At 56.8% G+C, this 21,434-nt stretch carries 15 protein-coding genes, 2 tRNA genes and 5 rRNA genes (1 of these 22 running past the window's edge); 21 read left to right on the top strand and 1 reads right to left on the bottom strand.

Going from position 1 to position 21,434, the window contains the following annotated elements:
• The 16 genes from L0Y14_RS14635 to spoT all read left to right on the top strand — a co-directional run.
• A 23S ribosomal RNA gene (locus L0Y14_RS14635) occupies nucleotides 1–128 on the top strand (it extends 2,641 nt beyond the left edge of the window).
• A gap of 97 nt (nucleotides 129–225) precedes the next feature.
• Nucleotides 226–341 (top strand): 5S ribosomal RNA (gene rrf / locus L0Y14_RS14630).
• Nucleotides 342–480: 139 nt separating this feature from the next.
• A complete protein-coding gene (locus L0Y14_RS16755) occupies nucleotides 481–1,221 on the top strand; it encodes a hypothetical protein (RefSeq protein ID WP_251859221.1) in 741 nt (246 codons plus the stop codon).
• A gap of 2 nt (nucleotides 1,222–1,223) precedes the next feature.
• Nucleotides 1,224–1,397, top strand: coding sequence for a group II intron maturase-specific domain-containing protein (locus L0Y14_RS16735; RefSeq protein ID WP_083825221.1), 174 nt, complete (start codon nucleotides 1,224–1,226; stop codon nucleotides 1,395–1,397).
• Nucleotides 1,398–2,870: 1,473 nt separating this feature from the next.
• A 16S ribosomal RNA gene (locus L0Y14_RS14620) occupies nucleotides 2,871–4,413 on the top strand.
• 106 nt (nucleotides 4,414–4,519) lie between these two features.
• Nucleotides 4,520–4,596 (top strand) — tRNA-Ile (locus L0Y14_RS14615).
• A gap of 12 nt (nucleotides 4,597–4,608) precedes the next feature.
• Nucleotides 4,609–4,684: transfer RNA gene (locus tag L0Y14_RS14610), tRNA-Ala, on the top strand.
• A 203-nt stretch (nucleotides 4,685–4,887) separates the two neighbouring features.
• A 23S ribosomal RNA gene (locus tag L0Y14_RS14605) occupies nucleotides 4,888–7,656 on the top strand.
• Nucleotides 7,657–7,753: 97 nt separating this feature from the next.
• Nucleotides 7,754–7,869, top strand: a 5S ribosomal RNA gene (rrf, locus tag L0Y14_RS14600).
• The 16S, 23S and 5S rRNA genes sit together here with 2 tRNA genes alongside, the layout of an rRNA operon.
• Before the next feature lie 139 nt (nucleotides 7,870–8,008).
• Nucleotides 8,009–8,602: a hypothetical protein gene (locus L0Y14_RS14595; protein ID WP_251859220.1), complete on the top strand. Its 594-nt coding sequence runs from the start codon at nucleotides 8,009–8,011 to the stop codon at nucleotides 8,600–8,602.
• A complete protein-coding gene (locus tag L0Y14_RS14590) occupies nucleotides 8,599–10,407 on the top strand; it encodes a M61 family metallopeptidase (RefSeq protein WP_006474540.1) in 1,809 nt (602 codons plus the stop codon). Before L0Y14_RS14595 ends, L0Y14_RS14590 begins: the two co-directional genes overlap by 4 nt.
• A 159-nt stretch (nucleotides 10,408–10,566) precedes the next feature.
• The gene (birA, locus tag L0Y14_RS14585) at nucleotides 10,567–11,550 is read left to right on the top strand and encodes a bifunctional biotin--[acetyl-CoA-carboxylase] ligase/biotin operon repressor BirA (protein WP_240991628.1); all 984 of its coding nucleotides are present in this window, start codon (nucleotides 10,567–10,569) and stop codon (nucleotides 11,548–11,550) included.
• A 3-nt stretch (nucleotides 11,551–11,553) separates the two neighbouring features.
• Nucleotides 11,554–12,297 carry a type III pantothenate kinase gene (locus L0Y14_RS14580; protein ID WP_005965944.1) on the top strand — a complete coding sequence of 248 codons (744 nt, stop codon included), beginning with the start codon at nucleotides 11,554–11,556 and terminating at the stop codon, nucleotides 12,295–12,297.
• The gene (locus L0Y14_RS14575; RefSeq protein WP_005965945.1) at nucleotides 12,294–13,199 is read left to right on the top strand and encodes an SPOR domain-containing protein; all 906 of its coding nucleotides are present in this window, start codon (nucleotides 12,294–12,296) and stop codon (nucleotides 13,197–13,199) included. The genes L0Y14_RS14580 and L0Y14_RS14575 overlap by 4 nt, the downstream gene beginning before the upstream one ends.
• Nucleotides 13,200–13,284: 85 nt before the next feature.
• Nucleotides 13,285–13,548, top strand: a complete 264-nt coding sequence (rpoZ, locus tag L0Y14_RS14570) for a DNA-directed RNA polymerase subunit omega (RefSeq protein WP_005965946.1) — start codon at nucleotides 13,285–13,287, stop codon at nucleotides 13,546–13,548.
• Nucleotides 13,549–13,660: 112 nt separating this feature from the next.
• Entirely contained in the window at nucleotides 13,661–15,841 is a 2,181-nt protein-coding gene (gene spoT / locus L0Y14_RS14565; RefSeq protein ID WP_006474539.1) for a bifunctional GTP diphosphokinase/guanosine-3',5'-bis pyrophosphate 3'-pyrophosphohydrolase, read from the top strand.
• Nucleotides 15,842–15,869: 28 nt separating this feature from the next.
• Here spoT and L0Y14_RS14560 read toward each other — a convergent pair whose 3' ends face one another.
• The gene (locus tag L0Y14_RS14560; protein WP_006474538.1) at nucleotides 15,870–16,418 is read right to left on the bottom strand and encodes a diguanylate cyclase domain-containing protein; all 549 of its coding nucleotides are present in this window, start codon (nucleotides 16,416–16,418) and stop codon (nucleotides 15,870–15,872) included.
• A gap of 170 nt (nucleotides 16,419–16,588) precedes the next feature.
• Between L0Y14_RS14560 and L0Y14_RS14555 the strand changes: the two genes are divergently transcribed.
• The 5 genes from L0Y14_RS14555 to L0Y14_RS14535 all read left to right on the top strand — a co-directional run bounded on the left by L0Y14_RS14555 (nucleotide 16,589) and on the right by L0Y14_RS14535 (nucleotide 21,386).
• Nucleotides 16,589–16,975, top strand: coding sequence for a RidA family protein (locus tag L0Y14_RS14555; protein WP_006474537.1), 387 nt, complete (start codon nucleotides 16,589–16,591; stop codon nucleotides 16,973–16,975).
• Nucleotides 16,976–17,078: 103 nt separating this feature from the next.
• Nucleotides 17,079–18,050, top strand: a complete 972-nt coding sequence (locus L0Y14_RS14550; RefSeq protein WP_040819388.1) for a TAXI family TRAP transporter solute-binding subunit — start codon at nucleotides 17,079–17,081, stop codon at nucleotides 18,048–18,050.
• 77 nt (nucleotides 18,051–18,127) lie between these two features.
• Complete coding sequence (locus L0Y14_RS14545; RefSeq protein WP_006474535.1) at nucleotides 18,128–19,846, top strand: TRAP transporter permease; 1,719 nt, start codon at nucleotides 18,128–18,130, stop codon at nucleotides 19,844–19,846.
• 178 nt (nucleotides 19,847–20,024) lie between these two features.
• On the top strand, nucleotides 20,025–20,783 hold the full coding sequence (locus L0Y14_RS14540; protein ID WP_006474534.1) for a hypothetical protein: 759 nt from the start codon (nucleotides 20,025–20,027) through the stop codon (nucleotides 20,781–20,783).
• Nucleotides 20,784–20,837: 54 nt separating this feature from the next.
• Complete coding sequence (locus L0Y14_RS14535) at nucleotides 20,838–21,386, top strand: pyridoxamine 5'-phosphate oxidase family protein (protein WP_005962737.1); 549 nt, start codon at nucleotides 20,838–20,840, stop codon at nucleotides 21,384–21,386.
• Nucleotides 21,387–21,434: the final 48 nt, after the last annotated feature.

The raw sequence follows: 21,434 nt of genomic DNA, 5'->3' as shown, positions 1-21,434 counted from the left end.
GATTAGATCTCGCTGGACCCTTGAGGTCCCTGAAGGTCCGTTAAAGACTATGACGTTGATAGGCTGGGTGTGGAAGCGCAGTAATGTGTGAAGCTAACCAGTACTAATTGACCGTGAGGCTTGACCATATAACCCCAAACGTTTTGGGATGGTTAAGCGAATGCGACACCCAAGCGATCTAACCGAATGCTGTTCTGCTCCGATAGGAGCAGGACCACTTGTTTGCCTGGCGGCCATAGCGAGTTGGTACCACCCGATCCCATCCCGAACTCGGAAGTGAAACGACTTAGCGCCGATGATAGTGTGGGGTCTCCCCATGTGAAAGTAGGTCACTGCCAGGCGCTTATTCCAAACCCCGGATCAACTATGGTCCGGGGTTTTTTATTGCGTGTAGAATGACGGCTCTCTCAGTCAAAACTGATCCTAATCCATGATGAGCGTCGAGATGGCATCCGATTGCCTTGGGGGAGCATCATCCTGATGAGCCTGAGGCTGGTGTCCAAGCGAAAAATTCTGTGGGCCAGCTTGGCTGGTAGTGCAGGAACCAGCGCTGCTTTGGTGGGGCTCTTTTTTATGCTGCTTGGCCTGAATCTGCATACCTATACAAAACTGACCGCAGAGCGGGTTCTGGCCAAGGTTATTGTGGGCGAGAAATCAGAGCTGGGGCGAGCGTTGATGCTCCGTATCGACGGCAAGCAACCGATTAGGCTGGATATGCCAGGAGAGGAGTGGCAACTTGATGGACGCTTTTTGAAGTGGAAAGCGTGGGCGGCTCTGCTGGGAAAAACACCAAACGTCCGACTTGAGCGATTTTCCTCTCGTCGGGAGAAGAACGCGCAAGTCGCTTCTGAACCCGTGATCATCGAACTGATTGAGTCGCCTGGCGCCTGGATCAGTGCCGCGATGACTATCGCGGAACAACTTGGAATGGTGGACGCCTATTACGGTAGCTCAGTCTATATGCCTCTGGCCGAAGGCGCTGAGTTCATCGTTAGCGCAACCATGTCAGGTTTGGGGAACGGATATTATGTATCTGTGGACCCAGGAGAGCTGGGTTTGCCTGGCCGTCGTGATCGACCTGTATTCTCGCCGTGTGGTGTGCTGGGCGATGGATTGGCGGATGAAGAAAGCCCGGGTGATCCTGGCCTTGATGATGGCGATCAATCTCAGACAGCCGCTACCCGGCCTGAACGAAGTGTCCTGAAACTAATGTGCACCTAAAAATGGCCAATAAACTGATTCAACGGCTTAAGGTTAACTTCAAAATGCTCTTCTGTTCAAGCAAGGACCGCTCCATCAGGACGAGCATTGCGACTCTGACTCCGAAACGCATGGGCTGGGCCAATTACTTCCGCCATACGGGAGTGAAAGGGGTCTTCGAGAAACTGGACGGCTAGACACGGCGTCATCTGAGAAAGACCCTCTGGGGGCAATGGAAGCACCAGTACTCGCGGGCGAGGATGCTAATGCGATTGGAATTATCTGAGATACGTGCACTGGATGAGCGCTGCCAATGGGGGTGGCCCTTGGCGGAACTCGGGTGCTTTGCACCTGAATCAGGTGCTTTCAAAGAAGCTCGTTGATCGCCTTGGACTAGTAACGCTGATGGATCAAGGCCATCGGCTCAAATGTTTTGAATGAACCGCCGTATACGGAACCGTACGTACGATGGTGTGAGAGGATGGCGGGAGCAATCCCGCTTCCTACTCGGTCATGTTGGATGACAGCTCCCTCAGCCAAAACTGATCTCAACCCAATATGAGCTTCGATATCATATTCGCTTCCCTTGATGACGGTGGCGGGGATTTTACGCTCTCCATAGCAAAGCTAGCTCAAGCCCCAAAAGTCGTTTGTAGGGTGAACATCCTTGTTCGTGTCCGATGCATTATCGGTCATCCCTGTGACCCACAATCTACAGGTGATGGACGTCAAAGATTAAGCGGACCTTTCTGATTACAATGTAGGAAATTTACTCGCGTGCCAGATTGAAATCGACCGCCATTCGCGCAAATCGATGATCATCTGGTCAGCGCTGGATCGGTTTGATGCGGTCCGGCGGGCACAAGGTCTTGGCCCAGTCGAGCGTTCTTCGATCTGTTTGCGGATCTTCTGTCTGATCCGATAGCCTGAATAATGCGTCGCACGATCGTCGATAACTGATTTGCAGCTGCAGCCGTTCTGCGCAATCTATCGACGAAGTTAGTGGTGTCCTATCCCGTGTCCGAACCGACCCTTTCGAGAGTCTCTTTCTGGTTGGCGTGTCCACTGGTTAGGGTGGTGTGTGTATCGACCGCCACGACCTGGCGGTTCCCCGTCAGCAGATGCCTTATGTAGCTCAACTTGGTTTTACCCTTACCTGCTTCTGGGGGGGTAGTATCTGCCAGGTAGGCAAGCGTCGGTTTGCGCGTGTAACGCTGGTTTGATGGTGAGGTTTGAGGCTTGAAGGGGAGGGGGTGCAATTAGATGGCATAAGGTCTTGACGGGGAGGAAGATGGCCGTATAATGCGCGGCTCTTTACGGGGCGAACGGCGGTTGAGTCGGGCCACGGAGGAGACGGGAAGCGCGCTTCTCGGGGCTGAAAAAAAGGGTTGACAGACTACCTTAGCCCTGTAGAATACGCGCCTCCAAACGAGATCGCTACGGCGCTGATCGGGATCCAAGAAAAAGTTCTTGACACCAGATTGGAGGTCTGTAAAATAGGCGGTCTTTCCCGGACGAAAAGTCCGGAAGCTCTTTAACAAGTCGGATAGGTAATTTGTGTGGGTACTCCGTTGACTTTGGTGAGACCAAAGATCGACGAGAGACTCAAGCGTTAATTCGATTGAATTTCGAGTCAAAAAGATTGGCTGCCATAAGTAGCTATCAAACTTAAACTGAAGAGTTTGATCCTGGCTCAGATTGAACGCTGGCGGTATGCTTAACACATGCAAGTCGAACGGTAACGCGGAGAGCTTGCTCTCTGGCGACGAGTGGCGGACGGGTGAGTAACGCGTAGGAATCTGCCCAGTAGTGGGGGACAACTCGGAGAAATCCGAGCTAATACCGCATACGCCCTACGGGGGAAAGCGGGGGATCTTCGGACCTCGCGCTATTGGATGAGCCTGCGTTGGATTAGCTAGTTGGTGGGGTAATGGCCTACCAAGGCGACGATCCATAGCTGGTCTGAGAGGACGATCAGCCACACTGGGACTGAGACACGGCCCAGACTCCTACGGGAGGCAGCAGTGGGGAATATTGGACAATGGGCGAAAGCCTGATCCAGCAATACCGCGTGTGTGAAGAAGGCCTGCGGGTTGTAAAGCACTTTCAATTGGGAAGAAAAGCCTGAGGATAATACCCTTGGGTCTTGACGTTACCTTTAGAAGAAGCACCGGCTAACTCCGTGCCAGCAGCCGCGGTAATACGGAGGGTGCGAGCGTTAATCGGAATTACTGGGCGTAAAGCGCGCGTAGGCGGCTTGTTAAGTCAGATGTGAAAGCCCTGGGCTCAACCTGGGAACTGCATTTGATACTGGCAGGCTAGAGTATGGTAGAGGGAAGTGGAATTCCGGGTGTAGCGGTGAAATGCGTAGATATCCGGAGGAACATCAGTGGCGAAGGCGACTTCCTGGACCAATACTGACGCTGAGGTGCGAAAGCGTGGGTAGCAAACAGGATTAGATACCCTGGTAGTCCACGCCGTAAACGATGTCAACTAGCCGTTGGGCTCATTATAAGGGCTTAGTGGCGCAGCTAACGCGATAAGTTGACCGCCTGGGGAGTACGGCCGCAAGGTTAAAACTCAAAGGAATTGACGGGGGCCCGCACAAGCGGTGGAGCATGTGGTTTAATTCGATGCAACGCGAAGAACCTTACCAGCCCTTGACATCCTCGGAACTTTCTAGAGATAGATTGGTGCCTTCGGGAGCCGAGTGACAGGTGCTGCATGGCTGTCGTCAGCTCGTGTCGTGAGATGTTGGGTTAAGTCCCGTAACGAGCGCAACCCTTGCCCTTAGTTGCCAGCACGTAATGGTGGGAACTCTAAGGGGACTGCCGGTGACAAACCGGAGGAAGGTGGGGATGACGTCAAGTCATCATGGCCCTTATGGGCTGGGCTACACACGTGCTACAATGGCCGGTACAGAGGGCTGCAAACCCGCGAGGGGGAGCCAATCTCAGAAAACCGGTCGTAGTCCGGATCGCAGTCTGCAACTCGACTGCGTGAAGTCGGAATCGCTAGTAATCGCGGATCAGCATGCCGCGGTGAATACGTTCCCGGGCCTTGTACACACCGCCCGTCACACCATGGGAGTGGGTTGCAAAAGAAGTGGGTAGCTTAACCTTCGGGAGGGCGCTCACCACTTTGTGATTCATGACTGGGGTGAAGTCGTAACAAGGTAGCCCTAGGGGAACCTGGGGCTGGATCACCTCCTTTAAAAAGTTTCGCCGGGTCGGCGGAGTACTCACATAAATTACCTATCCACAGTTAAAGCAGATACAGGCCTGTTGCTTGAAGCATCTGTACTGCACTTGAGCAAATTGGGTCTGTAGCTCAGTTGGTTAGAGCGCACCCCTGATAAGGGTGAGGTCGGAGGTTCAAATCCTCCCAGACCCACCAGATTGGAGTTCAGGGGCCATAGCTCAGCTGGGAGAGCGCCTGCCTTGCACGCAGGAGGTCGGCGGTTCGATCCCGCCTGGCTCCACCAAATTCATGAGTGGGAAGTGTCTAGCGAGAAGGCTAGCCACTTTGCATTTGCGAAGTCTGCTCTTTAAAAATTAGGTTAGATCGCTGATAGGTGATATCGAAAGATATCCTTATCAATTAAGTATCTAAGTTTCTCAAGGCTTAGATACTGGGTATGTTGCATTCGTAACCATTGATTGTATCCCAGAATTTTTGGGGTTATATGGTCAAGTGAGTAAGCGCATACGGTGGATGCCTAGGCGGCAGAAGGCGATGAAGGACGTGGTAGGCTGCGATAAGCCTCGGGGAGTTGTCAAACTAGCTTTGATCCGAGGATTTCCGAATGGGGGAACCCACCTCTTAGGAGGTATCTGCATCTGAATACATAGGGTGTAGAGGCGAACCCGGGGAACTGAAACATCTAAGTACCCGGAGGAAAAGAAATCAACCGAGATTCCCTTAGTAGCGGCGAGCGAACGGGGATTAGCCCTTAAGCGATAGAGTGGTTAGTGGAACGGTCTGGAAAGTCCGGCGATACAGGGTGATAGCCCCGTACACGAAAGCCTATTTATCGTGAAATCGAGTAGGGCGGGACACGTGATATCCTGTCTGAACATGGGGGGACCATCCTCCAAGGCTAAATACTCTCTGCCGACCGATAGTGAACCAGTACCGTGAGGGAAAGGCGAAAAGAACCCCGTTGAGGGGAGTGAAATAGAACCTGAAACCGTATGCGTACAAGCAGTGGGAGCCCCTTCGGGGGTGACTGCGTACCTTTTGTATAATGGGTCAGCGACTTACTTCTCAGTGGCAAGGTTAACCGTATAGGGGAGCCGTAGGGAAACCGAGTCTTAATAGGGCGCCATAGTCGCTGGGAGTAGACCCGAAACCGGGCGATCTACCCATGGCCAGGGTGAAGGTGCGGTAACACGCGCTGGAGGCCCGAACCCACTTACGTTGAAAAGTGAGGGGATGAGCTGTGGGTAGGAGTGAAAGGCTAATCAAGCCCGGAGATAGCTGGTTCTCCTCGAAAGCTATTTAGGTAGCGCCTCGCGTCTCACTCCAGGGGGTAGAGCACTGTTTCGGCTAGGGGGCCATCCCGGCTTACCAAACCGATGCAAACTCCGAATACCTGGAAGTGCAATCGCGGGAGACACACGGCGGGTGCTAACGTCCGTCGTGGAAAGGGAAACAACCCAGACCGCCAGCTAAGGTCCCTAAATCACAACTCAGTGGGAAACGATGTGGGAAGGCATAGACAGCTAGGAGGTTGGCTTAGAAGCAGCCATCCTTTAAAGAAAGCGTAATAGCTCACTAGTCGAGTCGGCCTGCGCGGAAGATTTAACGGGGCTTAAGTTGTGTACCGAAGCTGCGGATGCGTGTTTACACGCATGGTAGAGGAGCGTTCTGTAAGCCTGCGAAGGTGTGTTGTAAAGCATGCTGGAGGTATCAGAAGTGCGAATGCTGACATGAGTAACGATAATGCGGGTGAGAGGCCCGCACGCCGAAAGCCCAAGGTTTCCTGCGCAACGCTAATCGGCGCAGGGTTAGCCGGCCCCTAAGGCGAGGCCGAAAGGCGTAGTCGATGGGAATCAGGTTAATATTCCTGAGCCTGCAGGTGGTGACGAATTCCGGTAGTTACTGTATCGCGTTGGTTGTCGATATGGTGGCGTAGGAGTTCCAGGAAATAGCCCCTGCATATAGACCGTACCCCAAACCGACACAGGTGGGCAGGATGAGTATTCCAAGGCGCTTGAGAGAACTCTGGTGAAGGAACTAGGCAAAATGGTACCGTAACTTCGGGAGAAGGTACGCCCCTCGTAGTGCAAGCTATGGGGGGCCGCAGAGACCAGGTGGCTGCGACTGTTTATTAAAAACATAGCACTCTGCAAACTCGAAAGAGGACGTATAGGGTGTGACGCCTGCCCGGTGCCGGAAGGTTAATTGATGGGGTTAGCGCAAGCGAAGCTCTTGATCGAAGCCCCGGTAAACGGCGGCCGTAACTATAACGGTCCTAAGGTAGCGAAATTCCTTGTCGGGTAAGTTCCGACCTGCACGAATGGCGTAACGATGGCCACACTGTCTCCACCAGAGACTCAGTGAAATTGAACTCGCTGTTAAGATGCAGTGTACCCGCGGCTAGACGGAAAGACCCCGTGAACCTTTACTACAGCTTTGCACTGGACTTTGAGCCTACTTGTGTAGGATAGGTGGGAGGCTTTGAAACCGGAACGCCAGTTTCGGTGGAGCCAACCTTGAAATACCACCCTGGTATGTTTGAAGTTCTAACCTAGACCCGTTATCCGGGTTGGGGACAGTGTATGGTGGGTAGTTTGACTGGGGCGGTCTCCTCCCAAAGAGTAACGGAGGAGCACGAAGGTACCCTCAGCGCGGTCGGACATCGCGCAATGAGTGCAAAGGCATAAGGGTGCTTGACTGCGAGACAGACACGTCGAGCAGGTACGAAAGTAGGTCTTAGTGATCCGGTGGTTCTGTATGGAAGGGCCATCGCTCAACGGATAAAAGGTACTCCGGGGATAACAGGCTGATACCGCCCAAGAGTTCATATCGACGGCGGTGTTTGGCACCTCGATGTCGGCTCATCACATCCTGGGGCTGAAGTCGGTCCCAAGGGTATGGCTGTTCGCCATTTAAAGTGGTACGCGAGCTGGGTTTAGAACGTCGTGAGACAGTTCGGTCCCTATCTGCCGTGGGCGTTCGAGATTTGAGGGAAGCTGCTCCTAGTACGAGAGGACCGGAGTGGACGTATCTCTGGTGTTCCGGTTGTCACGCCAGTGGCATTGCCGGGTAGCTACATACGGACAGGATAACCGCTGAAAGCATCTAAGCGGGAAGCCCCTCCCAAGATTAGATCTCGCTGGACCCTTGAGGTCCCTGAAGGTCCGTTAAAGACTATGACGTTGATAGGCTGGGTGTGGAAGCGCAGTAATGTGTGAAGCTAACCAGTACTAATTGACCGTGAGGCTTGACCATATAACCCCAAACGTTTTGGGATGGTTAAGCGAATGCGACACCCAAGCGATCTAACCGAATGCTGTTCTGCTCCGATAGGAGCAGGACCACTTGTTTGCCTGGCGGCCATAGCGAGTTGGTACCACCCGATCCCATCCCGAACTCGGAAGTGAAACGACTTAGCGCCGATGATAGTGTGGGGTCTCCCCATGTGAAAGTAGGTCACTGCCAGGCGCTTATTCCAAACCCCGGATCAACTATGGTCCGGGGTTTTTTATTGCGTGTAGAATGACGGCTCTCTCAGTCAAAACTGATCCTAATCCATGATGAGCGTCGAGATGGCATCCGATTGCCTTGGGGGAGCATCATCCTGATGAGCCTGAGGCTGGTGTCCAAGCGAAAAATTCTGTGGGCCAGCTTGGCTGGTAGTGCAGGAACCAGCGCTGCTTTGGTGGGGCTCTTTTTTATGCTGCTTGGCCTGAATCTGCATACCTATACAAAACTGACCGCAGAGCGGGTTCTGGCCAAGGTTATTGTGGGCGAGAAATCAGAGCTGGGGCGAGCGTTGATGCTCCGTATCGACGGCAAGCAACCGATTAGGCTGGATATGCCAGGAGAGGAGTGGCAACTTGATGGACGCTTTTTGAAGTGGAAAGCGTGGGCGGCTCTGCTGGGAAAAACACCAAACGTCCGACTTGAGCGATTTTCCTCTCGTCGGGAGAAGAACGCGCAAGTCGCTTCTGAACCCGTGATCATCGAACTGATTGAGTCGCCTGGCGCCTGGATCAGTGCCGCGATGACTATCGCGGAACAACTTGGAATGGTGGACGCCTATTACGGTAGCTCAGTCTATATGCCTCTGGCCGAAGGCGCTGAGTTCATCGTTAGCGCAACCATGTCAGGTCTGATTGCGCGGCCAAGCAATGCCCGGGCAGAACAAGCAGTGACTGAATGGAGGTACCGATGATTGACTATACAGTCGAACTCCCGTCACCGGAGGCGCATCTCTATCAGGTCAGCATCCATATCCCGGATCCTGAACCGCACGGTGTAACCTTTTCTCTGCCGGCTTGGATCCGTGGCAGCTACATGATCCGGGATTTCTCACGACATATCATTATTATCGACGCTGAGGACAGCACGGGTCCGCTTGCGATAAAAAAACTGGACAAGCAGACATGGCGATGCGAGCCGGCCAGTGGCGATCTGACAATCCGTTATCAGGTCTACGCTTGGGATCTGTCAGTGCGAGGTGCTCACATGGATACCACGCATGCCTACTTCAATGGTGCTGCCCTGTTCCTGGCTGTGCACGGTAAGCAGCAAGAGCCACTGACTCTCACCATCAACCGGCCAGCAGGAGAGCGCTATGAATCATGGCGGGTCGCCGCGGCAATGCGATCGCAGGGTGCCGATGAGCAGGGGTTTGGCTGCTATCTATTGCAGAATTACGAAGAGCTGATCGATCAGCCTGTTGAGATCGGTGTGCACGACGCTTTTGATTTTGCAGTGGCCGGCAAGCCGCATCGCTTTGTCGTGGCGGGCAGACACAGCGCAGACCTGAACCGTCTGAAGAGCGACCTGACCCGAATCTGCAGCCAGCAAGTTGCGTTGTTTGGCGAACTCCCCCTCAACGACTATCTCTTCCTGCTTAGCGTGGTCGGAGAGGGCTATGGCGGGCTTGAGCACCAAAACTCCACTAGCCTGTTGGCCAGCCGCAAGGATCTGCCAGGGCGATACGAAACGGAACCGAGCAAGAACTATCGGCGTTTGCTGGGGCTCTGCAGCCATGAATACTTTCATCTGTGGAATGTTAAACGCATCACCCCTGCGGTGTTCCTCGAGAACGACACGAGCGCGGAAGTCCACACGCGACAGATGTGGGTGTTTGAAGGCATCACCTCCTACTATGATGATCTGATGCTGCTGAAAAGCGGCTGCATTAAGCGTAAAGACTATTTTGAACTGCTGGCCGAAACTGTCACTCGGGTGATGCGCGGCCGCGGGCGTCTGAAACAGACTCTGGAAGAGTCGAGCTTCGATGCCTGGACCAAATTCTACAAACAAGACGAGAATGCCCCGAACGCGATTGTCAGCTACTACGCCAAGGGTGCCCTGTTCGCACTGCTGCTTGATCTACGGATGCGACTAGAAAGTGATGGCGCCAGCTCTCTTGACCACGTCATGCAGGTGATGTGGCACCGCTACGGCAAGCCGGGTATCGGGGTGCCCGAGAGGGGATTCGAGCAAGTGGCGATGGAGGTGACAGGGCTGGATCTAGCGCCGCTGTTTGAGCTTGGCCTGCGCACTACCCAAGAACTGCCCCTGCAGGAGTCGCTGGCGGCGTTTGGTGTACAGATGCGCCTACGTCCCGCCTCCGGCCCGGAGGACAACGGTGGCGTAGTGACTGATGAGCAAGTGGCAGATGCAAAGCCGCGTTCGGTACTGGGTGCCCGCATCAAAGGGCAGGATGCCGGCGAGCAGGTTGTGCAAGTGTATGAGGGTGGTGCAGCGATGGCCGCGGGGATCGCCGCCGGTGACTTGATCGTGGCGGTTGATGGGCTGCGGGTCCGGCAGGGGGAGATCGAAAAACGCATCGCCGTCCTGCCGCCAGGTGAGGCGGTGCCGGTGCATGCCTTTCGACGAGATGAGCTGATGCAATTTGAGCTTGTGCCGCAAGTGGCGCCAGCCGATACCTGCGAATTCTATCTGCCAGAGGCGATCCCGCCAGCACAGCAGGCGCGGCGCGACGCCTGGTTAAGGAGCCTCTGAATGTATCTGGACGAGCAGAATTGTGCGGCCAAATTTTTCGATGCAAGGCAGAAATCGCAGGTAATAGTCGGACTATTGCCGAGACTTTTAACGCAGCAGCGGGAAATTTGGGCCATAAGGCTGCCGTTCATGATTCGTTCAGAGGCTCCTTAAGTGGTGATGCCGACTAGGATCAGACTGCTACAATTGCTGGCCGACGGGCGCTTTCACTCCGGTGAATCGCTGGCCGTAGCGCTGGGGGTCAGCCGGGCTGCTATCTGGAAGCAAGTCCGCCAGCTGCGTGATGCGTTCGGCCAGGATGTTCATGCAGTGCGCGGCAGGGGCTATCGACTCGCCCGACCGCTGGACCTGCTCGATAGCGAACGGATCAGTGCACAGTTCAGCGACGAAACCGGGGCGCAGATCAGCGTAATCCATCTCCATCAGAGCCTGGATTCCACCAACAGCTGGTTGATGGAACAGGCCCGCAAGGGGGCAGCGAATGGTACCGTCTGTCTGGCCGAGCAGCAGTCGGCCGGGCGCGGTCGGCATGGTCGCCGCTGGATCTCACCCTACGGTAGCAACGTCTATCTCTCGCTGCTGTGGCGCTTTGAGCTGGCGCCGATGCGTCTCAGCGGACTGAGCCTGGCCGCCGGTATCGCTGTGCTGCGCACGCTGCGCGAGTTTGGAGCTGTCGAGGCAGGTCTAAAGTGGCCCAACGACATCCTCTGGCAGCAGAAAAAGCTCGCTGGTCTGCTGCTCGAGGTGTCGGGGGAGTCAGAAGGGCCCGCCCAAGTGGTGCTCGGGGTGGGATTGAATACCCATATGGACGAGCAGGGGGCGGTCATCGATCAGCCCTGGACCGATCTCCGTTCAATCGCCGGCGTCAGGCCCCACACCCGCAATGAGTTGGTCGCGAGCCTGATCGAGAACCTGGTCAGGGTGGCGAATCTTTATGCAAGCGAGGGGCTGCAGCCGCTCATGCAGGAGTGGCACGATGCTGATCTGATGCTGGGCAGACAGGTTGTTGTCCGCAATGCGAGGGGCGCGATCCAGGGCCAGCACCGGGGAATCGATGAAAATGGTGCGCTACTGCTGGCGGTGGAGGGAGATATCCGCAGCTTTCATGCCGGCGAAGTCAGTCTCCGCTCTGAGGGATCCTGAAGCGTGGAGTTGCTCGTCGATATTGGAAACACCTCGTTTCGCTGGAGTACAGTGGCGGGCCTGGCGGACGGCTCGGTCAGCAGTCAACAGCACCTGGGTGAGCTCACACCACTGCTCGATGCCCAATGGCGGCAGCTGGCAGCGCCTGCAGCAGTTTGGGTAAGCTGTGTCGCAGGTGAGGCGGTGCGGTGTGAGCTGCGTGACTGGTGCACAAAGCACTGGGGACTGAAGCCCGATTTCCTGCGCGCCCAGGCAGCCCAGGGCGGGGTGAAGAGTGGCTATCGACAGCCGGAAACCCTGGGGGTCGACCGTTTTCTTGCATTGCAAGCTGCAAAGTCGCTTTCTGTGACCCCCGTCATTGTCGTAGACTGTGGCACGGCAACCACGATCGATGCTCTGGGTCGGGATGGTACACATCATGGCGGGTTGATCCTGCCGGGGCTGGAGATGGCAGTCCAGGCCCTGATCCGAGGCACCGACATTCCGCCGCCGTCTTCACTCGAGGTCGATGGCTTGTTCGGGGCTGATAGCGGTTCCGGAATTGCTGCTGGTGCGCTGTTTTCGACAGTTGCCCTGATAGAGCGGGCATACGCTGAACTGGAGGCCCGCAGCGGTGAGACGCCGCGCTGCCTACTGACCGGCGGGGGCGCGCTACGAGTAAGAGAGTGGATTAGGATAGCAACGCGGTATGAACCGCATCTTGTGTTGATGGGAATAGTAATCGCAACAGATCGGAGCAGCCGATGACAAGGTGGCTGTTTTTTATACTGCTTCTGGCCAATATTGGTGCGCTGATCTGGGGCTATCCACGCATGGTCAGCGACCCGGCCCCCGAGCGCGGGGCAGCCGCGCTGGGTAATCTAAAGCTGCTCAGTGAGCTACAGGAGGTTACTGAGCCGGAAACAGGTCGGCCCGCCGAGTCCCTTGACCCGCCGGCAGAACTGCTGCCGGAGAGTGAGCCTTCTGAACTGGCAGCGGTAGACAAAGATGAAGAGGTGGAGGAGGCGCAGCCACCAGTTGTGACGGTAGAGTCGGAACCGCTGGCTGAGGAGGCTGCGCCTTCGCCTGTCGCTGAGCAGCAGGTCCCTGTTGCCCCAGAGACGCCTACACTGGCGGCGCCCGCGCCTGAGCAGAAAACGCCAAAGACCCCACCGGCTCCACCGCCGCCCGCCCGTGTCTGCATGAGCGTCGGTCCACTGGATCTGCAATCAGAGGCGGAAAAGCTGCGTCTGCAGCTACTGGCGAAGGGCGTGAAGGCCACGCATAGGTCAGAATCCGTGCAGGAACAGGCGGGCTTCTGGGTGCTGATCCCGCCGCAGAAAAGTCGTGAAAAGGCGGCCGAGCTGGTCGAACGCCTCAAGCTGGCGGGCATTACGGACCTGTGGCGCTTCACTAGCGGAGAACTGGCCCATGCCATCTCACTGGGGCTCTTCCGCTCCATGGATCGTGCGGTAATCAGACGCAAGGCAGTGGTGGCAAAAGGCTTTGCAGCTGAGGTTCGGCCGCGTTTCCGTGAGAAGAGCCGACACTGGCTCGACTTCTCCTTCCAAGGCGAGCCGCCTCTGCCTGCAGAGGCATGGGCAGCTCTGCTGCAGGAGTATGAGGACGCCAAGCAGGGCCCACGCCCTTGCGACAAACAGGCCGGGTAGGTGTGGAGTCATGGGAGCGGATCGTATATCATTTCCCGTTCCCTCGGCCCAGCTGGTCGTAATGAATGATTCCCGGAGTGATTAAATGGCTCGCGTCACAGTAGAAGATTGTCTGGATTACGTGGATAACCGTTTCGATTTGGTGCTGGTGGCGACCAAGCGGGCTCGCCAGCTGGAGCATGGGGTGGAACCGTTGTTGCCCTGGGAGAACGACAAACCGACCGTGATGGCGCTGCGCGAGATCGCCGACGGTCTGATCGCCGGCCAGGATTTGGAGCAGCCAGAGGATGAAGCGATGGTGGTGGACGCGACCATCTCCGCACTAGACGCCTCCTTGCTGGGGCAGTAATCCTCTGCTCAAGCGAGTTCATGGTGATTTCGCCCTGATTGGGCGGAGATGGGTCTTGCCTTGAACGGCCCTGTCAGCACAGAATCGTCACATCACTGTGACGGAGTGCTGCATGAGCAACCCCCTTGGACCCACCAAACCACTGACCCCATCCGATCAGGAGGTTCCCCGCTTCCTGATCAGTGACCTCTGCGTCTACCTGGAAAACTATCTCAAGCAGGCGCAGATCCGCGAAGTCTACCGGGCCTATCTGTTTGGCGCTGAAGCCCACTCCGGGCAGCATCGCAAGACCGGCGAACCCTACATCTACCACCCTGTCGCTGTGGCGCGAATCCTTGCCGAGATGCGCATGGATCATAAGTGCCTGATGGCGGCGATCCTGCACGATGTGATCGAGGATACCGATACCGCTCGGGAGCAACTCGTCGAGACCTTCGATGAGGAGATCGCATCGCTGGTCGATGGCGTCTCGAAGCTCTCGAAGATCGACTTCCAGTCCCAGGTGGAGGCGCAGGCGGCGAGCCTGCGCAAGATGCTGCTGGCGATGACCCAGGATATCCGGGTGATCATGATCAAGCTGGCGGACCGGCTGCACAATATGCGCACCCTGGGGGTGATGCGTCCCGGCAAGGCCCGCCGTATCGCCCGCGAGACCCTCGATATCTATGCGCCGATTGCCAACCGGCTCGGCATCAATAGTGTCCGTCTGGAGCTGCAAGAGCTGGGTTTTCACGCCCACTGGCCGATGCGCTACCGGGCCTTGACGCAGGCGGTGGCGGAGGCCCGTGGCCACCACAAGGAGCTGGTATCGAATGTGGAGGTGGCGTTGCGTAGCCGGCTGGAGCAGGATGAACTGGGGGGGCGGGTCAGCGGCCGGGAGAAGCATCTCTACAGTATCTACCGCAAGATGGCGCAGAAGAAGCTGAGCTTCCACGAGGTGGTAGATGTGTTTGCCTTCCGCATCATCGTCGACAAGGTGGATACCTGCTACCGGGTGCTCGGCGCGGTGCACAATCTCTACAAGCCGATGCCGGGGCGCTTCAAGGACTATATCGCCATCCCCAAAGCGAACGGTTATCAGTCGCTGCATACGGTGCTGTTTGGCCCCCAGGGCATCCCGATCGAGATCCAGATTCGCACCGAGGAGATGGAGCGTCTGGCCGAGTCAGGCATTGCCGCCCACTGGAAATACAAGAGCGATGACGGTGGCGGCCACTGGGCCCAGTCGCGTGCATCCGACTGGCTCACCAACCTGCTGGAGATGCAGCAGGGGGTGGGTGACTCGGTGGAGTTTCTCGAGCACGTCAAGGTCGATCTGTTTCCCGATGAGGTCTATGTGTTCACTCCGCGTGGTCGCATCATGGTGTTGCCGCAGGGGGCAACGGTGGTGGATTTTGCCTACGCGCTGCACACTGACCTGGGTAATACTTGCGTGGCGGCGCGTATCGACCGTCGTCTGGTGCCGTTGCGCAGTCATCTGCGCAACGGGCAGACGGTGGAGATCATCAACTCCGAAGGGGCCAGCCCGAGCCCCGCCTGGCTCAACTTTGTGGTGACCAGTAAGGCACGCATCAACATTCGCGCCTTCCTGCGCAATCTGCAGGGGCAGGAGGCGGTGGAGCTGGGGCGGCGTCTGCTGGAGCGGGAGCTGCAGAGCTTCTCGCTGAATCTCTATGAGCTGGAGCAGAAGCACATCGACGCGCTGCTGGAGGAGTACCGGCTCGACGATCTGGATGAATTACTGGCGGAGGTGGCGTTGGGCAACCGGATGCCGGTGCTGATCGCGCGGCGTCTGGTGGGGGATGATGTGCCGGCCGATGGGACTCCGGAGAAGACCGAGAAGTCGGCTGGCCCGCTAGCGATCAAGGGCACCGAAGGGATGGTGGTGAAGTATGCTAAGTGTTGCCGGCCGATTCCGGGGGATGCGATCGTTGGTGTGTTCAATCCCGGTAAGGGCATCGTGGTGCATCGCCAGGGTTGCCCCAATCTGGGTGAGTATGCCAAGCATGGCCACAAATGGATCGACGCCGAGTGGGAGCCTGAGGTGGACGGTGACTTCTCCACCGAGATCCGGGTTGAGGCAGGCAACCGGCGTGGTGTGCTAGCGACGGTGGCCGCGACCATCTCAGAGGAGGGCTCGAACATTGAGAATGTGCTTTCCGAGGAGCGCGATGGCCTCTCCACGACCCTGACCTTTGTCATCACCGTGCGTAACCGCCGCCATCTGGCGCGGATCATGCGGCGGGTCAAGACACTCTCTTCGGTGCTGAAGATCAACCGGCAGAATATCTGAGATCTGGGGAGCTTCAGCAAGTCTCCTGTTATGCGGGGCCTGGATAGTTAAGCTGAAACTGGTTGCAGGGGGGCGGCTTGCTGTAGAGATAGCCCTGCACATCGTTGCAGCCGACGCCGCCGATAAGCAATAGGCCGACTTTGCTTTTTTCCCGACCGGCACGGGCCAGGGCATGTTTCAACCGGTCATTGAAGAGAAAACGGTTGGGAAGGTTGGTCAATGAGTCGTAGTGGGCCAGTTTTTCAAATGCCTCGGTGCGCTCTGCAACCTTCAGTTCGAGTAGGTCCCGCTCAAATTCGAGTGCCGTGTTCTGTTCTTCCAGCCGTTGCCTCTGCCGTTCGATGACCTGTCTCTGCTCCTCCGCCTGTTTGGCGTGTTTCGCCAGGTCGGTTGAGAGATCAGCCAGCTCTTGGCGGCTGTTGTTCATGTCATGGATAGTCTCAACCAGCAGCCGGGATTTGACCTGCGAGAGATTGGCGAGACAGCGCATGCACAGGGTCTTCTCCACCAGGTTTTTATTGATATCCTGAACGTCGGTGACATGCTGTGAAGCAACCTGAACAATGTTCTCTGTCATCGATCTGGGCCGTTTTCGATCAGGTCGATGCCGCAGGGCAGGGCCTATCATTAGCCACGTCCAGGTTCAACGGTGCGCAGGCTCCAGAGAGTTTTCTAAGGTCGAATTACTAGCGCCGACTGCTGTGCTAGAGTCTCCGTCCAGCCATTCTATCTATTGAGGATCACTCTATGAGCCGTGAGATCATCCGCACCGATCAGGCACCGCAAGCCATTGGTACATACTCCCAGGCCGTCAAGTGCGGTACCACTGTCTATCTGTCGGGTCAGATCCCGCTGCTGCCTGAAACCATGGAAATGGTGGAGGGAGAGATCGAGCAGCAGATCCGTCGCGTCTTCGATAATCTGCAGGCGGTAGCCCGTGCCGCGGGTGGCAGCCTGGCGGATGTGGTCAAACTGAATGTCTTTCTCACTGATCTCGGTAACTTCCCGGTGGTTAATCAGGTGATGACCGAATATTTTAGCGAACCCTATCCGGCACGGGCGGCGATCGGCGTGGCGGGACTGCCGAAGGATGCGGGGGTTGAGATGGATGCGGTGATGGAGCTGCAGGGTTGATCCTCAGCCTGCAGATCTGAGCGGGATAGGGATGCGTGATAAATATCTATGGGGCCCGCATTCTGACGGGGCCATATCTGTCTGCCATACAGGAGATTGCAGCATGAGATTGATAGGTCGGTCTTTTCTATTAGGCGCTGTTGCCGCGCTCGTTCTGAGCCTGGCCCTACCGTCGGCAGCCTTTGCCGGCAAGCGATATGTGTTCAGTGGTGGCCCCGCCGGTGGCACCTTTCAGGTGGTGGCGAATGCGGTGCAGGTCTATGGGCCGGTGAAGAAGAACTCGGCCTACAAGGTCAAGGCCCAGTCTTCGGCCGGTTCGGTAGAGAACCTGCGCAAGGTCAATAAGGGGCGCGCCCACTTTGGCGTGGTCTATTCGGGGCATGTCTATCTCGGGCGAGAAGGACGCCTGAAAAATGACAAGAAAAAATATGAGGATGTCCTAGCGGTCTCTTACCTCTATGGCGCCCCGGCTCAGCTGGTGGTGCGCAAGGGTTCCGGGATCAAGAGCGTAAAGGATCTGGTGGGCAAGAAGGTGGGGGTGGGTAATGCCGGCTCGGGCGCCTTTGCCAACTGCGAACTCTTCTTCTCCCACATGGATGTTTGGGACAAGGTCAAGCGCAACGCCATGGGCTACAATGATGCGGCTCAGGCATTTGGCAATAAGCAGTTGGATGCCTTCTGGCTGTTCACCGCCTTCCCCAGTGGCGCGGTAATCATGGCGGCACAGACCAATGATATCGATCTGATTGATCTGCAGGCCGATGCCAACGTGAGCGGTTTCTTCAAGCGTTACCCCTACTTCTCCGAGCTGTCGGTACCCGCCGGCACCTATCGGGGTGTGGACCACGAGGCCCCGTCGTTTCAGGATTCAGCGCTGTGGGTGGCCAACGCCAAGGTGCCCGATGATGTGGTCTATGACATGTTGTCAAAGATCTATACCGATGAGGGCCTAGCCCACATGCGCAGCCAGAAGAAGACCTTCAAGGAGATGAGTATCAAGACCGGCGTCAACGGTATTGTGACGCCCATGCACCCCGGTGCGATCCGCTTCTGGAAAGAGAAGGGATTGCTCTGAGCTGCCGATAACAATAAAAGGACGGACTCAATCGGGTCCGTCCTTTTTGTTTGGGCAACAGTTAGCAGGAGAGGCGCATGTTCGAGAAGCTGCATCACATTGAGCAGAAGGTGTTTGATCTGCTGGCAGTGGCCTTGGTCCTTTTCTACGCCTATTCAGCTGTTCTTGAACCCGCCGCCACCCAATTCCATCGCGGCATCTATATTGTTATCACCTATGTATTGGTGTTCCTGCTCTACCGCTCGAAAACGCCGGTTGGCCGGGCAGTTGATTATCTGCTGATCCTGCTCTCCATCGTCACCATCGGTTACTGGATCTACAACTTCGAGGTGATTAACTACCGGGCGGGGGCGGAGACCGAGCTGGATCAAGTCATCGCCATGGTGGGCGTGTTGCTGGGGGTGGAGCTGGCGCGTCGAGTGGTGGGCAACATCTTTGTCGTGATTGGTGCCATCATGCTGCTCTACGGGATCTATGGCGATTACATGCCAGAGTTGATCTCCCACGCCGGTGACACCTTTCCCGACCTCTGTACCTCGATCTTCTACAAGAGCGACGGCGTGTTCGGCATCATGGCCAACGTGCTGGCCACCTACATCCTGTTGTTTGTGGTGTTCGGTGCGTTTCTGGAGACGAGCGGTGCGCAACGATTCTTTATCGATTTTCCCCTGGCCGCTGTGGGCCACAAGCTGGGTGGCCCGGCCAAGGTCTCGGTGATCGCCAGCGGCCTGTTTGGCTCGATCTCCGGCAGCGCCATCGCCAACACCGTCTCCACCGGGGCGTTTACGATTCCGATGATGAAGAAGGCGGGTTTTAAACCCCATGTGGCAGGGGGCATAGAGCCAGCGGCCTCCATCGGCGGTATGTTCATGCCGCCGGTGATGGGCGCCGGCGGCTTCATCATGGCGGAGATGACGGGTCTGCCCTATTCGCAGATCATGCTGGTGGCGCTGTTTCCCGCCTTCATGTACTTCTTCAGCGTCTTCGTGATGGTTCACTATGAGGCGAAGAAGTACAACATCGTCGGCGAACGTTCGAAGGAGAGTGCCGGGGAAATCCTGAAGAAGGGGTGGTTCTACACCCTACCTCTGGTGGTGATCAGCATTCTGATGCTGATGGGTTATTCGCCGGGCTATTCGGCAATCCTCGGCATCCTTACCTCGATCATCACCAGCTGGTTTCGCAAGGAGACCCGCATCGGCCCCAGGCGCTTCATCGTGGCGGCGCGTAACGGTGCGGAGAATAGCCTCAAGATCGGTGCCACGGTGGGGGTGATTGGCATCATCATCGGCGTACTGACCTACTCGGGCCTGGTGCTGACCTTTGCCGATATCGTCATCGAACTGGCAGATGGACGACTGTTTCTCACCATCCTGCTGATCGCGCTGGCCTCCCTGGTGCTCGGCATGGGGGTGCCGGTGACCGCCGCCTACCTGATCACCGCAGTGGTGGCGGTGCCGGCCCTGACTCACTTGGGGGTCAATGAGCTTGCCGCCCACATGATCGTCTACTGGCTCTCCCAGGACTCCAACATCACACCGCCAGTCTGTATCGCCGCCTTCGCCGGCGCCACCATCGCCAAGGCGAACATGTGGAAGACGGCGTTCACCGCCTTCAAATTCGCCAAGTTTCTCTATCTGGCGCCGTTCCTGTTTGGCTATGTGCCAGAGTTCTCCCTGAACGGCACACCGAGGGATATCGCCATCGTCTTTGTGCTGATCCTGTTCGGCACCTACGCTTACGCCTGGTTGCTCAGCGGTATATGGCTGCAATGGTTCAAAAAGGCGGATGTTTGATGGGGGGATCCTGCTGGGGCGTTGTACTCACGGTTTACACAGGAGCCTCTGAATAAGTCTGGGCTGTAAGGCTGCCGTTCATAATTCGTTCAGAGGCTCCCAATGCAACATAATCGGCTAGGATTAGTGGCAGGAATCGGATTCTATTCAATGGGTTCGGGGAGGGGACGGGATCCTGATGGACGATACTTTTCGCAGGCTGGTTGAGATCAACGTCATGGGGCGGGTGATGGCGGCCTGCAGCGCCCGGGGTATCAGCGATCCTGGTTTGTTGGCGCAATATAACTCCACCGTGCTGCAGGCGATCCAGGCAAGCATGAGTGATGTGTGCACACCGGCTGAGTTTGATGAGATTCTAAAGCGCCAGATGGAGTGGCTGGAGCAAGAGTTCGACTCCAGCCTGCAGCAGCTTACAGCTCCTCCCCGGCAGCCGGAGGCGGAAGCTGACACTGAGGAGCCTCCAGAATCAGAACCGGAGCCAGAGTCTGCCCCCAAAGCACGTCCGAGGCGCGCGCCCTCCGGTTATGTGCCCGAGGGCAAGTCGATGCCAGAGCGCCTCGCCGAGCAACGTGAGCTGGTGGAGGAACTGCTGAAGAATGACTGCGTCAACCTGGGCTTGGTCACCTGCAAGCAGGCGGAGCAGATGAGCCGTGGCATGGTGGGGCGTGAGCCGAAGAAGGCAGAGGCCGATATCGTGGTCGAGCTGCGCGCCACCCTGCATACCCAGATCCGCAAGTTTCTACGCAAGCACAAGGGTGGTCCCTGGAATAATCCCAAGGCCCAAGAGGTGTTGCGGATCGAGATTGCCTCCACCGGCTCGCTCCGCTCTCTGGTGCAGATGGCCCGATCCATCCTGAGTGAACGCGATGAGTGGCTGATGGCGAACCGGGGCAAGCTCAGCAGTCTGTTGTTTGGCGGCAAAGTGCGGGCGAAGTGAGCTTTGCGATGGTAGCCTCCTGGCATCATCCAATCGATAAATAAGAGGGATCAGATGGCCAAGCAGTACGATTCAATTTCAGACAAGCATGCGGCATTCATCATCCGGCAGCAGATCTTTTTTGTCGCCACTGCAGCCGCCGAAGGGCGGATCAACCTCTCCCCCAAAGGGATGGATAGCCTGCGTATCAGCGCTCCCAATCAGGTGGTCTGGCTCAACCTGACAGGTAGTGGTAATGAAACCGCCGCGCACCTGTTGGAAAATCCTCGCATGACTCTCATGTTCTGCGCCTTCGAGGGCGAGCCGAAGATCCTGCGCCTCTATGGGCAGGCCCGGGTCTATCATCAGGGGAGTGATGGCTGGGATCAGCACATCGGCCGTTTCCCCAGCCTGCCGGGCGCGCGCCAGATCGTGGTGATGGATGTGGACCTGGTGCAGACCTCCTGTGGCTTTGCTGTGCCGCTCTATGACTTTATCGGGCAGCGGAATGAGCTCAAAAGTTGGGCGGAGAAGAAGGGCGAGGAGGGGGTCCGCGACTACTGGCGGGAGCGCAATGTACTCAGCATCGATGGCAAACCCACCGGTATTATCGGTGGTGGCTGATTGGACGGCCAAAGCGCCCCTTTGGTTGTGAAGTGATACAGACAAAAA

The sequence above is a fragment of the Candidatus Endoriftia persephonae genome (genome assembly GCF_023733635.1).
In the GTDB taxonomy this organism is placed as follows: domain Bacteria; phylum Pseudomonadota; class Gammaproteobacteria; order Chromatiales; family Chromatiaceae; genus Endoriftia; species Endoriftia persephonae.
This window is presented reverse-complemented; position numbering and strand designations above follow the sequence as displayed.